The 15,635-nt window shown below is 67.0% G+C and carries 13 protein-coding genes, 1 tRNA gene and 1 pseudogene; 5 read left to right on the forward strand and 10 right to left on the reverse strand.

Features of this window, described 5'->3' with window-relative positions; genetic code table 11:
- Positions 1–33: 33 nt before the first annotated feature.
- From cmrA to ACT86A_RS00710, 3 genes are all read right to left on the reverse strand, one after another.
- Positions 34–837, reverse strand: a complete 804-nt coding sequence (gene cmrA, locus ACT86A_RS00700) for a mycolate reductase (RefSeq protein WP_445089988.1) — start codon at positions 835–837, stop codon at positions 34–36.
- Between the two features lie 166 nt (positions 838–1,003).
- Positions 1,004–3,034, reverse strand: coding sequence for an FAD-dependent oxidoreductase (locus tag ACT86A_RS00705; protein ID WP_445089989.1), 2,031 nt, complete (start codon positions 3,032–3,034; stop codon positions 1,004–1,006).
- A gap of 21 nt (positions 3,035–3,055) precedes the next feature.
- Positions 3,056–3,613 carry a PadR family transcriptional regulator gene (locus tag ACT86A_RS00710; protein ID WP_445089990.1) on the reverse strand — a complete coding sequence of 186 codons (558 nt, stop codon included), beginning with the start codon at positions 3,611–3,613 and terminating at the stop codon, positions 3,056–3,058.
- Between the two features lie 179 nt (positions 3,614–3,792).
- Here ACT86A_RS00710 and ACT86A_RS00715 point away from each other — a divergent pair, with 179 nt between their 5' ends.
- Positions 3,793–5,157 carry an MFS transporter gene (locus tag ACT86A_RS00715; protein ID WP_445089991.1) on the forward strand — a complete coding sequence of 455 codons (1,365 nt, stop codon included), beginning with the start codon at positions 3,793–3,795 and terminating at the stop codon, positions 5,155–5,157.
- 739 nt (positions 5,158–5,896) lie between these two features.
- Here the strand turns inward: ACT86A_RS00715 and ACT86A_RS00720 are convergent.
- On the reverse strand, positions 5,897–6,427 hold the full coding sequence (locus tag ACT86A_RS00720; protein ID WP_445089992.1) for a DUF4254 domain-containing protein: 531 nt from the start codon (positions 6,425–6,427) through the stop codon (positions 5,897–5,899).
- Between the two features lie 391 nt (positions 6,428–6,818).
- Between ACT86A_RS00720 and ACT86A_RS00725 the strand changes: the two genes are divergently transcribed.
- Positions 6,819–7,139: a hypothetical protein gene (locus tag ACT86A_RS00725; protein ID WP_445089993.1), complete on the forward strand. Its 321-nt coding sequence runs from the start codon at positions 6,819–6,821 to the stop codon at positions 7,137–7,139.
- 3 nt (positions 7,140–7,142) lie between these two features.
- Here ACT86A_RS00725 and ACT86A_RS00730 read toward each other — a convergent pair.
- Positions 7,143–7,268, reverse strand: a pseudogene (locus tag ACT86A_RS00730) (nitroreductase family protein); the annotation flags it as partial.
- A 346-nt stretch (positions 7,269–7,614) separates the two neighbouring features.
- On the opposite strand from ACT86A_RS00730, the gene ACT86A_RS00735 reads away from it, so the two are divergent.
- Entirely contained in the window at positions 7,615–8,289 is a 675-nt protein-coding gene (locus ACT86A_RS00735; protein ID WP_445089994.1) for a DUF4389 domain-containing protein, read from the forward strand.
- A gap of 39 nt (positions 8,290–8,328) precedes the next feature.
- Here ACT86A_RS00735 and ACT86A_RS00740 read toward each other — a convergent pair whose 3' ends face one another.
- The 5 genes from ACT86A_RS00740 to ACT86A_RS00760 all read right to left on the reverse strand — a co-directional run bounded on the left by ACT86A_RS00740 (position 8,329) and on the right by ACT86A_RS00760 (position 12,373).
- The gene (locus ACT86A_RS00740) at positions 8,329–9,318 is read right to left on the reverse strand and encodes an ABC transporter ATP-binding protein (protein WP_445089995.1); all 990 of its coding nucleotides are present in this window, start codon (positions 9,316–9,318) and stop codon (positions 8,329–8,331) included.
- Positions 9,319–9,320: 2 nt separating this feature from the next.
- Positions 9,321–10,148, reverse strand: coding sequence for an ABC transporter permease (locus tag ACT86A_RS00745; RefSeq protein WP_445089996.1), 828 nt, complete (start codon positions 10,146–10,148; stop codon positions 9,321–9,323).
- On the reverse strand, positions 10,141–10,998 hold the full coding sequence (locus ACT86A_RS00750; protein ID WP_445089997.1) for an ABC transporter permease: 858 nt from the start codon (positions 10,996–10,998) through the stop codon (positions 10,141–10,143). The genes ACT86A_RS00745 and ACT86A_RS00750 overlap by 8 nt, the downstream gene beginning before the upstream one ends.
- 98 nt (positions 10,999–11,096) lie before the next feature.
- The gene (locus ACT86A_RS00755; protein ID WP_445089998.1) at positions 11,097–11,915 is read right to left on the reverse strand and encodes a class II glutamine amidotransferase; all 819 of its coding nucleotides are present in this window, start codon (positions 11,913–11,915) and stop codon (positions 11,097–11,099) included.
- Between the two features lie 384 nt (positions 11,916–12,299).
- Positions 12,300–12,373, reverse strand: a tRNA-Arg gene (locus ACT86A_RS00760).
- A gap of 203 nt (positions 12,374–12,576) precedes the next feature.
- Here ACT86A_RS00760 and ACT86A_RS00765 point away from each other — a divergent pair.
- Both ACT86A_RS00765 and ACT86A_RS00770 read left to right on the forward strand, forming a co-directional pair.
- Positions 12,577–14,610, forward strand: coding sequence for a bifunctional copper resistance protein CopD/cytochrome c oxidase assembly protein (locus ACT86A_RS00765; protein ID WP_445089999.1), 2,034 nt, complete (start codon positions 12,577–12,579; stop codon positions 14,608–14,610).
- Entirely contained in the window at positions 14,607–15,572 is a 966-nt protein-coding gene (locus tag ACT86A_RS00770) for a serine/threonine dehydratase (protein WP_445090000.1), read from the forward strand. Before ACT86A_RS00765 ends, ACT86A_RS00770 begins: the two co-directional genes overlap by 4 nt.
- Positions 15,573–15,635: the final 63 nt, after the last annotated feature.

The following is a 15,635-nucleotide window of genomic DNA, read 5'->3' on the forward strand; positions in this document are numbered from 1 at the left end:
CAGGTCGCTGACGCTGCCGGTGACGCAGATCGCTCAACCGCCGAGTTTCTTGTAGAAGGCGCCCGCGATGGGGGCGGTCAGTGCGCGGGGTCCGTACTGGCCCGCCACGCTCATACCCTTGCTGATCAGGCCGGGAACGACGCGCATCTTGTTGCGGGCGAGCGCGTCGATGGAGACCTTGGCGGTGGCTTCCGAGGAGACCCACATGAAGTCGGGCACCATCCGGTCCATGATCGAGGCGTCCGCCGGGTCGGGGGTCTCGGTGCGGACCGGGCCGGGAGCCAGCAGGGTGACATGCACGCCGGAGCCCTTCAGTTCACCGCGCAGCGACTCGGCGAAGGTGTTCGCGAACGCCTTGCTCGCGGCGTATGTGGCGTTGTTCGGGATCGGCATATTCCCGGCGGCCGAGCCGCTGATCAGTATTCCCCCGCCGCCTCGGGCGATCATGCCGGGCAGCGCGGCCAGCGTCAGATCGTGTACGGCGACGGCGTTGAGTTCCATCTGGGCGCGTTCGTAGGCCGGGTCGAGTTCGGCGACCGCGCCGAAGGTCGCGATGCCCGCGTTGTTGCACAGGATGGCGATATCGCGCGCGGCCAGCTCCTGCGCGAGTACACCGCGCTCGGCGCGGTCGGCCAGGTCGACGGGGCGCACTTCGGCGGTGATGCCGTGGGCCAGGGTCAGCCGTTGCGCGAGCTCGGTGAGCAACTCGCCGCGGCGGGCGACCAGGATGAGCGAGTATCCGCGTGCGGCAAGCTCGGCGGCCAGCGCGGTGCCGATGCCGGAGGAGGCGCCGGTGACGACCGCGCGGTTCTCGGAAGTGGGGGAGGGCAGGCTCACTCGGTGCAGCCTAGGCGATGGGCGGCACCGTCGGCGCCCACGGTGGCGGCTGGATCATACTGCGGGCCGGATGCGTTGCGGTGCATCACGCGCTCATGTTGGCTGCCGCTGCCGTCCCGGTGTACGCGCTGGAAGGACCGCCACCAACGCACCCCGGATCCAGCTTTCACAGCCGCGCGGCGAGCCGGGTGCCCTGGTCGATGGCGCGTTTGGCGTCGAGTTCGGCGGCCAGCTCGGCGCCGCCGATGACATGCGGGCGGACACCGGCGGCCAGTAGCGGCGCCGCCAAATCGCGCACGGATTCCTGGCCCGCGCACACCACCACGTTGTCGACCGGGATCACCTGCGGCCGTTGCCGTTTCTCGCCGAAGCTGATGTGCAGGCCATTGTCGTCGATGCGTTCGTAGTTCACGCCACCGATCTGTTCGACTCCCTTGGCCTTCAGTGCGGCTCGGTGCACCCAACCGCTGGTCTTGCCGAGGTCCTTGCCGAACGGGGTGGTCTTGCGCTGCAGCAGAACGACTTCGCGTGCCGCGGGCGCCGGATTCGCCGTGGTGAGTTGTCCGGGAACCTGCTCGTCGTCGGAGGTGACGCCCCATTCTTGTTTCCACTCGTCCAGCTTCAGTGCGGGATGACCTTCGACGGTGAGGAATTCGCTGACGTCGTAACCGATGCCGCCCGCGCCGATCACGGCGACTCGCCGGCCGACCGGTTTCGCTTCGCGGACCAACTCGGCGTACGACAGCACCTTGGGGTGATCGATGCCCGGAATGTCGGGGATGCGTGGCCGCACCCCGGTAGCGAGGACCACCTCGTCGAAGCGGCCGGCGATGAGTTCGTCGGCGCCGACCCGCTTGTTCAGGTGCACGGTGACACCGGTGCGCTCGAGCATCCGGTTGTAGTAGCGGATCGACTCGCTGAATTCTTCTTTGCCGGGAATGCGACGCGCGATGTCGAACTGGCCGCCGATCTGGTCAGCGGCCTCGAACAGCTCGACGCGATGGCCGCGTTCGGCGAGATTCACTGCCGCGGCGAGCCCGGCCGGTCCCGCGCCGACGACCGCGATGCGCTTGGTGCGGCGGGTCGGCAGCAGCTTCAGGTCGGTCTCGTGCCCGGCTCGGGGGTTGAGCAGGCAGGAGACGGCCTTGCGCTGGAACGCGTGGTCCAGGCAGGCCTGATTGCAGGCGATGCAGGTGTTGATTTCGTCGACGCGATCCCGCGCGGCCTTGTTCACCCATTCCGGGTCGGCGAGGAACGGGCGGGCCAGCGACACCAGGTGAGCGTCACCGCGGATCAGGATCTCCTCGGCTACCTCGGGCATGTTGATCCGGTTGGACGCGCAGACCGGAATGCTCACCTGGGCGGTGATCTTCGCGGTGAACTCGACGAAGGCCGCGCGGGGCACCGAGGTCACTATGGTGGGCACCCGCGCCTCGTGCCAGCCGATATCGGTATTGAGGATGTTCACCCCGGCGGCTTCGAGTTCCTTTGCCAGCGCGATGATCTCGTCGAAAGTCTGCCCCTTCTGCACCAGGTCGGCCATGGACAGCCGGAATACGATGATGAAGTCCGGGCCGACCGTGGCGCGCGTGCGGCGGACGATCTCCACCGCGATCCGCCGCCGGTTCTGCGCGCAGCCGCCCCATTCATCGCTGCGCTTGTTCGTGCGCGGCGCGAGGAACTGGTTGATGAAATAGCCTTCACCGCCCATGATCTCGCAGCCGTCGTACCCGGCGAACTGGGCCAGCTCGGCGCAGCGCGCGTAGTGGTCGATGGTCCGCTCGATGCCCTTGGCCGAGAGCTTGCGTGGCCGGAAGGGGTTGATCGGAGCCTTGATCGACGACGCCGAGACACTGCCCGGCAGATAGGAGTAGCGACCGGCGTGCAGGATCTGGACGGCGATCTTGCCGCCCTGCTCGTGCACAGCCTTGGTGATCGTCCGGTGCCGGTAGGCCTCGGTCTTGGTGGTCAGCTTCGCGCCGAACGGCAGCAGCCGGCCTGCGCGGTTGGGGGCGTAGCCGCCGGTGATGATCAGGCCCGCACCGCCGCGTGCCCGTTCGGCGAAGTAGGCGGCCAGCTTGTTGGTGTCCCAGGCGCGGTCCTCCAGACCGGTGTGCATCGAGCCCATCACCACGCGGTTGCGCAAGGTGGTGTGGCCGAGGTCGAGCGGCTCGAACAGGTGGGGGAAGGAGCTCATCGGTGCGGTCGCCTTTCTCCGTTACTTCGGGTGCGAGGCCGCGGCGCGCGGATCCAGTGCTTGCAGAACTTCGTCGCACCATTCGACGAATCCCGACTCCACACGGATGCCGGCGCGCAGAACGAGGTACTGGTGCAGGGCGGTCCCGGCGAGCTGGTCCGGGGCCGGGAAGTCACGCTTTTCGATGTGTCGATACAGCTCGAGCCGCTGGGTGTGCTGGTCGCGGTGGCGAGCTACCTCAGCGCACAACGCGGTGATGTCGCCATAGGTTGCGGCGCGGATCTTCACCGCGAGTTCATTGCGGGGAGTGCCGGAGTCGCTCGGTTCGGCGATCCAACGGGCGAGTTCGGTGCGGCCCGGCTCGCTCACCGAATACACCTTCTTGTCGGGTCTACCCTCCTGAACCACCGACTCGCCGCTGACCCAGCCGAACTCCTCCATCCGCTTGAGGACGCGATAGATCTGCTGGTGGGTCGCACTCCAGAAGTAGCCGATGGACTTGTCGAAGCGGCGTGCCAGCTCGTAACCCGAGCCTGCGCGCTCGCTCAGCGATACCAGCAACGCATGCTCCAGTGCCATGCGGTGAGAATAGCTGCGACGATCCTTATTATGCAACTAGGTGCATATTGGCCCGAACCGATTCGTAGTGAACCGGGCGCGCCGGATCCGGGCTGCGATTCGACGGCTGTCCCGGTCTTCGCAAGCTCGGCGCGGGATTCACACCCCCGTCGTTCCCGGCGCCCATTAGGCTGCGCGGCATGACCGAGGTGGACGCGCGAGTGACGGTCGGGCAGGCCGCCAGGCGCGGGCAAATGCTGGCGTGGGGGCTGTGGGACTGGGGGTCTTCGGCGTTCAACGCCGTCATCCTCACGTTCGTCTTCTCGGTGTATCTCACCGACAAGGTCGGCGACGACCTGCCCGGTACGGTGTCCGCCAGCGCCTGGCTGGGCTGGGCGCTGGGGATAGCCGGCCTGATCGTGGCATTGACCGCGCCGATCAGCGGACAGCGCTTCGACGCGTCCGCGAAACGCAAGCGCTCGCTCGGCGTGCTGACCGCGCTCATGATCGCCGCGATGGCCCTGATGTTCTTCGTGCACGACGACTACCACGAACTGTGGCTCGGTCTTGTGCTGCTGGCGTTCGCCTCGGCCTGCTTCGAACTGTCGAACGTCCCGTACAACGCGATGTTGCGGCAGGTGTCCACGCCGCAGACCGTCGGCCGGGTTTCCGGATTCGGCTGGGCGATGGGCTATTTCGGTGGGATTTTCCTGCTGCTGATCTGCTACGCCGGGTTTATCGCCGGCACGGGCGACAATCGCGGGCTGCTCGACGTGCCTACCGACAACGGGCTCAATATCCGCCTGATCGCGGTGCTGGCCGCCGTCTGGTTCGCCGCCTTCGCGCTTCCGGTCATGTTCGCGGTGCCCGAATTGCCCCGGACCGACGCCGATCCCGGCGCGGCGAGCGCGGGGTTCTTCGCCTCGTACCGGGTGCTCTGGCGAGACCTGCGCGAGCTGTGGCGCACCGACCGTCGCACGGTCGGCTTTCTGATGGCCAGCGCGGTGTTCCGCGACGGTCTCGCCGGGGTGTTCACCTTCGGGGCGGTGCTGGCCGTGCGGGTCTACGAAATCGGCGACTCGGATGTGCTGCTGTTCGGCGTCGCCGCCAATGTGGTTGCCGCGCTGGGTGCGATCGTCGCGGGACGTTTCGACGACCGCGCCGGGCCGAAGATCATCATCGTGGCATCGCTGGCCGCGATGCTGGTGTGCGGCTTCGCGCTGCTGCTGGTGTCCGGCCCGCTGATGTTCTGGATCTTCGGGTTGCTGCTGACGGTTTTCGTCGGTCCCGCGCAGGCGTCGGCGCGCTCGTTCCTGGTGCGGCTGGCCCCGCCGGGCCGCGAGGGGCAGTTCTTCGGCTTGTACACGACCACCGGGCGCGCGGTGTCCTTCCTCGCCCCGAGCTTTTTCGGTTTGTTCGTCTGGCTGTTCGACGCCGATCGCGCGGGCATCGCGGGGCTGCTCGTCGTGCTGGCGGCAGGACTCGCGGTGCTACTGCCGGTGCGCTCGCCGGACCCGACGGAAGTCCGCAGCGTTTCGGCCCCGGAGGAGGCCGAGTCGGCTTGACGAGATCCGCCGTGCGTGGGCGGATCACTGCCACTCGGGTGCCCCCGCACCCATACCGAGCGCGGTCGGTCGCATTTGCCCGCGCAGTTCGGGCCGAGCATAGGCGTGATCGCGCCGGTCACCGTCGTGGCCATCAGATCTGTGCCGACCTCCAGCTCTCCTGGCCGCTGGATCGGTATCTGGAAACAGTCCGCCCAGGCTTGCTCTGCGGGACTTGCGCGGAAATAACCAGGGTGCGCCACTCGATGCCCGGCAATTCGTTGTATTGATCGAACATCATCTGTTCGGCGGACCGCCTCCGAGCCGCTATCCGGAGATGGCTTCACGGGTGCGCGCATTGTGTGAGAAATGGGGCCGGCCCTACAACACCGGGCTTCTCGAACAGATCGTCTCGGTATAGAAGAAGATTTCGAACCCCCGCCGGTATCCATGCCGTGCCGGCCGAAGAGTGATCCGTCTCCGCCGCTTGCATCAGCCGAAGTCAAGCGCCCGGGGTGTAAATGATCGGTAAAAATAATCGGTGAATTCGAGAGCAACAAAGATGTCATTCAGTATTTGACATACCCCGGCGCATCGGCAATATCGCCACTATGTTCACCGGAGCCATCACGTGAGATCACGAGGGAGATCGGGGCGTGGATCCACGACGTGACCGAGCGGAACGAGGCGGCCGCCGCGGGGTCACGCCGGATGCGGTGGCCGAGCGGTATCTCGCGCACGGCACGGACGAAAGCGCTGATCACCACACCGGCAGCCGGCGTCGGTGTTCGATGACGTCGGTGATCAGATCCTGGTAGCCGTCGATCAGCTCGGCAAGCCTGCTCCACTGGACGTGAGCTTCCCCGTCCACCTGCAGTGGATGTGGCCGCATCGTGATCTCCTCGCCCAAACATTGTTGGGCGGCAACCCATTTCTCGGCGATGCGATCAATGACCGCGCCGAGTGTCTCGGTATGTATCGAGGAGCCCGCCCGGTGCTCGACATTCGCGGCGACCCAGGCGTCTATCTGTCCGATCCACTGGGCGCGCTGGGCGTCGATGTTCTCCAGCACGTGACTACACGCCGCGACGCGCGTGCTGGAGGCCTCCGGAGCATGCGCCTGTCGCAGTGCCCGGTTTCGTCGCTCATGGCATTCGACGAGCTTGCGCGCGGCGTCCAGCACACTGTGCCGGTGCCGGTCGGCACTGGGCTCACGAAGGGTACGAAGCAACGCGGCGGCCGGTGGCAGTTCGTCGGCTCGGAAACTGCGCTGAGCGAAATCTGTTGTCATGACATATCCCTGCGGCACGAACGTAATGCTGGGTACGCCAGGGCCGAGGGGGATTTCGGGTAGGGCGCCCCTCGGCTCCGGCGCAGTCCCGCACCCGGATGCCGCCCCACGGTCCACCAGCACGGCAGAAAAACCGGGAAATCCGCGACGATGCGAGAGAAGACGGTCCGAGAAATCGGGACACTTTCAGGAAAGCGCGATAGCCGAGGCGGCGCAATAGGGTTATGCCCGAATCGGAAAGCTGCCGGGAAATTGTTATGCTCCGTTACGGATCGGTGTCACCTGCTCCCAGGTGTGCTTGCACACCCTGTGAATAGCAGAGCGTACAAGCGGCAACCTGATCGGTCGCGTCGGCTGCGCGCCCCGGTCCGATCGGCTAGCCTCGGTGCTCGTGCCCGCCTACGTGTCATCGCCCGAGTTGACATTCGGGTTCATGTTCGCCCTGGAAGACCCCGAGCGAATCGCGGAGGTCGTGCGCATGCTGATCGTCCGCAAAACCGTCTCGGTCTTCCGCCTCGCCCGGCTATCCGACGATGACGGCCCGCCCGAGCGCTACGTGGTCAACTGGGCGGTCATCCCGCAGATCTCCATCACCACCACCGCCCCCGATCGGGATGAACTCCGAGCCACCCGCACCATGCTGGTCAACGCATTTCTCAGCGAGGACGGCGAAGTCAGCCTGTATTCGGCACAGGCGAACGGACCTGCCTGACGCTCAGCGGGTGGGGACGGCCGGCGCCCGCACAGCGCCGGCGAGGCCATCCGCTGTGCCGTCCAGCCGGTCCAAGCGGATCGAGTAGCCGGAGTCGGCGCGCCGCACCGGGGCCTTTCCTGCGGCCCATGCCTCGGCGCACTACCGGAACGGCTGCACACCGACGATCATCACAGCGGACGAAATCCGCGCATAGTCGAAATACCCCCGGTGTCAACGTGATCGGTCGAAACGCTTGCCAGGTTCCGTGCCGCGGTGGCGTAGTGCAATTCGCGCACACTCCGACCGCGCACACCGGGCGGGTGATCGCGCCACCCGTGCGGCCGGGGCCGGTGCGCGCCAGGTGGTCGTGTACCGATTCGTTGGCGTGTCGGTATCGGATGGTGTCGTTTCGCAGTGGCCGGATACGCGACAATCGGGACATACCGCACTGTTTGTGGCCTGTATCACAAACATTCGGAAGGAGTGTCGATCAATGGAACCTGAGAAATCCGCCGGGCCGGCCAGCGCGATTCGCGTTCGAGGCGATCTGGACCCGGGGTTGTCACGGTGGATGTGGCTGGTCAAGTGGCTGTTGGCCATCCCGCACTACATCGTGCTGTTCTTCCTGCACATCGCCTACCTGGTCGTCACGATCGTCGCCTTCTTCGCGATCCTGATCACCGGCAAGTACCCGCGGACGCTGTTCGACTTCAATGTCGGGGTGATGCGCTGGGGCTGGCGGGTCACGTTCTACGCGCTGTCCGTGCTCGGGACCGACCGGTACCCACCGTTCAGCTTGCGATCGAGCGCGCAATACCCGGCCGATCTGGAGATCGACTATCCGCCGACGTTGCACCGTGGCCTGGTCTTGGTGAAATGGTGGCTACTGGCCATTCCGCACTATCTGATCGTCGGTGCCATGGTCAGCGGCGGTGTGGCGCTCGGGATGAGCGGCGACGACCGGGGTGGCGCCTCGCTTCCGCTGCTGAGCATCCTGCTGATCGTCGCGCTGATCGCGCTGCTGTTCACGGCGCGTTACCCGCAGGGCGTCTACGACCTCGTGATGGGCGTCAATCGCTGGATCATTCGGGTCCAGGCCTACGCGAGTCTGATGCGCGACGAGTACCCGCCCTTCCGGCTCGACCAGGGGGCACGCGAGGGCGACTGAACCGGGGAGCCGATCAGTCATACGAGTCCGCCCGCCGGCTCAGCGGGCGGACTCGTATATCCGGCGGACCACGTCCTCGATCTCGGGCTCTTCGATCGAGAGATCCCGCACTTCGGCCCGGTCGGCCACGGCGGCGAGTAACTGTGCGGCGGTGATCCGCTCGGGATCGAAGGCCAGCCGCTGCCGCATGCCGTTGCCCGCACTGCTCAGCAACTGGGCCGCGGGCAGGTCATCGAGGTCCGGCGCCGGTTCTGCCAAGTCGACTACCAGGACCCGGCGGGCGCCCACCGTGGCCGCCAAACCGGTCAGTGAACCGTCGTACACCAGACGTCCGTGGTCGACAACGAGCACACGGCCGCACAGCCTTTCGATATCGCCCATGTCGTGTGTGGTGAGCAGCAGAGTCGTGCCGCGCTCGGCGCGCTCGGCGCGGAGGAATTCGCGCAGCCGCTGTTTGGACAACACGTCGAGACCGATCGTCGGCTCGTCGAGGATCACGAGTTCGGGCGAATGCAACAGCGCCGCAGCCACTTCCGCGCGCATACGCTGGCCGAGCGACAGTTGCCGCACGGGGGTGTCGAGTGTGTCGGCCATCTCCAGCTGCTCGATCAGCTCATGTGTGCGCTTGCGCGCCGCATCCGGTTCCAGCCGGTGGATCGCGGCGAGAATCGAAAACGATTCGCGCAGTGGCAGATCCCACCACAGCTGGGAGCGTTGCCCGAACACCACGCCGATTCGCCCGGCCAGTTCGCGTCGCTGCCGAACCGGGTCCAGCCCGCAGGTGCGCACGTTGCCCGACGTCGGCACCAGGATGCCGGTGAGCATCTTGATGGTCGTGGACTTGCCTGCGCCATTGGCGCCGATGTAGCCGACGGCGGCGCCCCGTTCGATCCGGACGGTCATCCCGTCGACCGCGGTGAGTGTTTCGCGCCGCCTGCGCCAGCGGCGGCCGTCCTTGCGATACAGGGTGAATTGCCTGGTCAGGCCCTCCATATCGATGATCGCATCTGCGCGCCCCGACTGTGCCATGCCTATCCGCCCCCTCCCTGGTAGTGCCGTGTGCCGAAGCGCCACAAACCCAGCGCCAACACCCAGACCCATACCGCCGCGATCGGAGTCAGCCAGGCCAACCAGGAGGGCAGCAGGGGCGGACCGGGCAGTCGCAGCAGCGCGAGGGTGGGTAGGTAGGCCGTGAAGGAGACCGGTATGGCGAATCCGAACAGCAGCTTCATCGGCGTGGGGAATACCGATGCCGGTTGCGTCGCGGCGAACGAGCCACCGTAGGTGAAGCTGTTCGTGAGTTCGGCGCCATCGATCAGATAGAACTGCAGCCCGGCGGCGCAGACGAAAATCCCGCCGAACAGCGCGATACCGCCGATCAGCGTCAGGATGAGCAGCACTGCCGGGCCCGCACCCCAGTCGATGTCGTTACGCACCAGACCGACTCCGAGCGCGACGATCGAGACCGAGGCGCGGGCGAATCTGCGCAGCGAGATGTCGCTGGTGACCAATTGCAGCAGTAGCGGTTGCGGGCGCAGGTGATAGGCGTCGAGCTGTCCCATCCTGATCAGGGCCGGCAGCGTATCGAGGTGGCCGAACAATACTTGGGACAGACTGAAACTCGAATGGCTCAGCCCGAACAGCAGTAGCGCGGCGTCCAGGTCGAGGCCGCCGAGTACCCGCGCGCTACGGAAGAGCAGCCACACTTCGGCGAGCTCTATCAGCCCGAATACGAATGCACTGAAAACGTCACTGGCGAACGACAGCCGATAGCTACGCTGGGCGCGGATCCTGGAGCGCAAAACCGCCACATAGGGCGTCGACCAGGTGCCGGAGCGGGGCGTGACGACCTCAACCACCCTGCACCTCCAGCCTGCGCCGCCCGGCTACCAGCAGCACCCGGCCGACGATCGCGATCGCCAGTACCCAGAACGCTTGCACGCCGACGACCGAGCATGCCGCCGCCCCGGTCACCCGGCCCGAGAGCACGTCGACCGGCGCCTGCAGGATCGATGGAAAGGGCGTGGCCGCCGCGACCGCGGCCAGCCAGGACGGGAACATGTGCACCGGCACCAGAAGCCCGGCGAGGAACGTCCCGCAGGCGTAGTGCAGCGCGCGGATACCGCGGGTGTCCACGACCCAGAATCCGATCAGCACCACGACGAACCGGCACAGGAACGAAACTGCCACGGCCAGCGGCACACTCACCAGGCCGAGCAGATAGGGGCCGGGCGTGACGGGCATCGCCAGGCCGAAGGTGAGCATCCCGACCACAAAGCTCGGCGCTCCACGCGGCAGGAAGGTACAGGCCGCGCGCCCGAGATCAGCGGCGAGATAACCCCATTGGATGTCGACCGGGCGGAGGAAATCGATCGCGATGTCGCCGGTCTTCACCCGATCGTCCAGCTCGCCCAGCGGCGCCGGGATGAACTGCACCGCACCGAGCAGTCCCTGCGAGATCCACACGTACGCGCCGATACTGCCCCGGTCGTAACCGCCGAAGTCACCGGCGGCATCCACCGCGGCGATCAGCACGGCCGCGCGCACGAATCCGAATACGCAGTTGGTGAACAGCCCGGCGAACATGGCCAGCTTGTACTGCCACTGTCTGCGGAATCCCGCGCCCAGCAGAGCTGCGTAGAGCGCGGCGGCGCTGCGAAATCGTGCTCCGACGGCACGCTGTCCGTCCCCCTCCGGTATGCCGCGCACAAGGATTTCACCTTACCGGCCACTGCGGGTGCGGGGAAGTCCTCGGGCGAAACGACTCGCGCACAGCGGAATTCGGAGGGCACTGCGCGAGCGCGGTGTCAGGGAGTCACGGGCTGGAAGGCGACGATTTCGTCGTGGCGCGGATAGACGATTCCGGCCGACGATTCCGGGACCTCGTTCCACGCCCCGGGGAGGTCGCGCAGCGGCTCGGAGACCACGAATCGGGCTTCCTCGCCCAACTCGTAGAGGTCCTCGACCTCAGGATGCAGCGCGCGCACGGTGGCGATGTCGGTGGAGTAGAACAACGATCGCGTCTGCCGCTCGCTGGAGTAGCGGAAGAACCACATCGTCGCGCCGTCGGTGGTCGCGACCGTCATCTGGACCGCGGCGGTGAGGTCGTGTGCGCGGCCGACATCCTCGACGAAGCCGACCGCACGGGCGACCGCGGCGATCGGATCGTCGTGCAGGCCGAAGGTGAGCGCCAGATAGAACAGCAACTCCGAGTCGGAGGAACCCTCGATGTCGGCGAACAGGGCCGGATCGACCGCGGTCATCAAGTCGCGCTTGGTTTCGTGGAAACCGCGCAGCGCCCCGTTGTGCATCCACAACCACCGCCCATGCCGGAACGGGTGGCAGTTGCTGCGCTGCACCTCCGTTCCGGTCGACGCCCGCACATGGGCGAACAGCAGCGGCGTTCGCACCTGTCCCGCGACCTCGCGCAGGTTCCGGTCGTTCCACGCGGGTTCGATGCTTTTGAACACCGCGGGTCGCGTGCCTATGCCGTACCAGCCGATCCCGAAGCCATCGCCATTCGTGGTCGTCGCGCCGAGCCGGGAGTGCAAGCTCTGGTCGATCAGCGAATGCTTCGGCCGGAACAAAAGGTCCTCGGCCAGGATCGGCTCACCTGAATAAGCCATCCACCTGCACATATATCGATTGAAGCAGAACACGCCCGCGGATGGGGACAGGTTGCTCGACAGCCGGTGAATTGCCAATTCGCGATCCGCTGGGCTGCGGCTCGAGGCGGTAGCTGCGACGGGACTCCGGTGGCCCGTCGGTCAGCAGGTGACCGACCGTACCGTCGCGCGTGCGCTGGGTAGCCGCAACCGACGAGCCGCAACCGACGAGCCGCAACCGACGAGCCGCAACCGACGAGCAAAGATCTCGCGGACGCGGCCGATGCGCCGAGCCGCTCCCGGTGGTCGGTCCATCCGGACGGAGCTTCTCGGGTGTTTGAGTTTCGCGGCTGGTGGGTATGAGCACCGGGGATCCGCAAAATTTTGCGGATCCCCGGTGCTTTGCGCCCCCGGCAGGAATCGAACCTGCGACCTAGGGATTAGAAGGCCCTTGCTCTATCCAACTGAGCTACGGAGGCAGCGGGTTCCACCATGGCCGACATCGGCCGTGCTGTCCAGCGGGCCAATTATAGCGATCGTCCAGGTGGCCGGCTGCCCAGTATTAGCAACGCTGTAGCCACCCCGAGACCCGTCATTGCCGCGTTGTGGTGATCCGCGGCTGAAGAATATCCGCCCAAACCCGACCGGACTACGGAATATCAGCCGAACTACGCTCAGTCGTATGCCGCCCGCCGCTGTCCCGTCCGCCGCTCGTGATGCCGAGGCTTCCCGCTCCGGGGTCGCGGTCGCGGCGGTCGCGGCGGTGTCCGGCGCCCTCGCGGCCGTGCTGGCGGCGCTGGTGGTGGGGCTGTCGGCGGCGCAGGCACTCAGCTTGCTCGGCATTCCCGATCCCGGCGCGGCGACCACCTACGGCCTGCCCGCGGTGCGTGCGCTGGCCGATCTGTCGGCGGCGCTGACCGTCGGTTCGTTGCTGTTCGCCGCGTTCCTCGTGCCACCACAGTCCGGCGGCCTGCTGGATGTCGGCGGATACCGCGCCGTGCGCCGGGCATCGAATTTCGCGTTGGTGTGGGCGTGCTGCGCGGCCCTGCTCGTGCCGTTGACCGTCTCCGACACCACCGGCCGGCCGGTGGCCGATGTCCTCCGGCCCGAGAGTCTGTGGCGGGCGATCGCGCAGATCGAATTGGCCGGCGCCTGGCGCACCACCGCGATCTTCGCGCTGATCGTCGCGATCGGGTGCCGGCTGGCGTTGCGCTGGGGCTGGACGCCGGTGTTGTTCGGCGCCTCGATTATCACGATGCTGCCGTTGGCACTGACCGGGCATTCGTCGGCGGGCGGGTCGCATGATGTCGCCACCAACAGCCTGATCCTGCACCTGGTCGCGTCCGCGGTCTGGATCGGCGGACTATTCGCCGTGCTGGCACACGCCGTGCGCGGCGCAGCGCACACCGACCTGGCCGCGCGGCGTTTCTCGCTGACTGCGACGGTCGCGTTCACCGTGATCGCGATCAGCGGCGTGCTCAACTCCTGGGTCCGGGTACCGCTGGACGAATTGCTCACCAGCACCTACGGCCGGCTCGTGCTGGCGAAAGCCGCCGCGCTGGTACTGCTGGGCGTGCTGGGGTTTTTCCAGCGCCGCGCGGCACTGCCCGCTCTGGCGGCGGATGCCGGTGATCGTGCCGCGCTGGTCCGGTACGCGGGTATCGAGGTGTTGATCTTCGCCGCGACCGTCGGCCTCGCGGTCGGACTCGGGCGTACGCCACCGCCACCGCCACAATCGGTCCCGACCCCCGCCGAAGTGGAACTCGGCTACAACCTGGCCGGGCCACCGACCATCGCGCGGCTGCTGTTCGACTGGCGGTTCGACCTGATCTTCGGAACGCTGTCGATCGTGCTCGCGGTGCTGTATCTGCTCGGTGTGCGGCGTCTGCGTGCCCGCGGGGACACGTGGCCGTTCGGGCGCACGCTCGCCTGGCTGTGTGGCTGCGTGGTGTTGCTGATCGCGACCTCCTCCGGGGTCGGCCGGTATTCGCCCGCGATGTTCAGCGTGCACATGGGTGCGCACATGGCGCTGTCGATGCTGGCACCGATCCTGTTCGCGCTGGGTGGCGCGGTGACGCTGGCGCTGCGCGCGTTGAAGCCGGCCGGTCGCGGCGGTGCACCGGGTCCGCGGGAGTGGTTGTTGGCCGTGGTGCACAACCCGGTGTCGCGTTTCCTGACCCACCCGCTCGTCGCCTCGGCGATCTTCGTCGGTGGCTTCTACGCGCTGTACCTGGGCGGTATCTTCGATACCTACGCCGACTCGCATGCGGCACACCTGTTGATGAACGTGCACTTCCTGCTCAGCGGCTACTTGTTCTACTGGGTGGTGATCGGCATCGATCCCAAACCACGGCAGGTGGAGCCGCTGACCAAGCTCGCGATGGTGTTCGGCTCGCTGCCGTTCCACGCGTTCTTCGGTATCGCGTTGATGAGCATGACCACCGTGTTGGGTGACTGGTTCTACCGCGGCCTCGGCCTCGGCTGGAACGCGGATCTACTCGGCGACCAACGCACCGGCGGTAGTCTGGCCTGGGCAACCGGCGAGGTTCCCTTGGTGGTGGTGATGCTGGCATTGCTGATCCAATGGTCCCGCAGCGACCATCGGCTCGCGCAGCGCACCGATCGGGCCGCCGAACGCGACCACGACGCCGCTCTCGCCGCGCACAACGCGATGTTCGCCGAACTGGCCAGGCGAGATGGAGAAGTGCGTAAGTGAGTGAATGCGCCACCGCCTCCGCACGCAGACCGGTCGGGCGGGTGGAACGGGCGGACGTGTGCGACGCGCGCAGGCGGATGGCCGGGCAGGTGCGCACGACCCCCGTCTTCGACACGTCCGTCGCGAGCCCGTCCGGTGCGGTACCGGTGACGCTGAAGCTCGAGCACCTTCAGCACGCCGGGACATTCAAGGTGCGCGGCAGCCTCAACGCGCTGCTGGAGTTCGGGCACGGCATCGATCATGTCGTCATCGCGTCGGGCGGCAACGCGGGCATTGCGGCCGCGCTGGCCGCCGCCCGGCTGGACAAGTCCTGCACGGTGGTCGTCCCGGAGACGGCGCCGCACGCCAAGGTCGCCGCGATGTGGTCGCACGGCGCCGACGTGCTCTGGCACGGGACCTGCTACGGCGAGGCGCGGTGGCACGCGGCCGAACTCGCCGCCGCTCGTGGCGCGTTGCTGCTGCACGCCTACGACCTGCCCGCCGTGGTGGCCGGAGCGGGTGTGATCGGGCTGGAGCTCGAAGAGCAGGTGCGCGGACGACCGCCGGTGCTGGCCGGGGTGGGCGGTGGCGGACTGGTCGCCGGGATCGCGGCTGCGCTCGGGCGTGGTCAGCAGGTCATCGGGATCGAGCCGGAGGGCGCCGGCATCCTGCGTGCGGCCCTGGAGGCGGACCGGCCCGTGGATGTCGCCGGGTCCGGTACCACCGTGGATTCGCTGGGTCCGACCAGGATCGGTGACATCGCGCTCGACGTCGCCCGTCGCAACCATGTGCGGTCGTTGCTGGTCAGTGATTATGCGATCGGCGCGGCGCGGGAGTACCTGTGGCGCGAGTTCCGCATCCTGGTCGAGTTGACCGGCGCCGCGGCGCTGGCCGCCATTCACAGTGGCGTGTATGTTCCCGCGCCGGATGAGCGCCCGATCGTCATCCTCTGCGGCGCCAACACCGATCTATCGGTCATCTGACCCCACGCGTGAAAAACGCGATTTTCACATATCGAAAAGTTGTGCACATTCGCGGATCAGTCC

It is taken from the genome of Nocardia glycosmidis, from assembly GCF_052545115.1.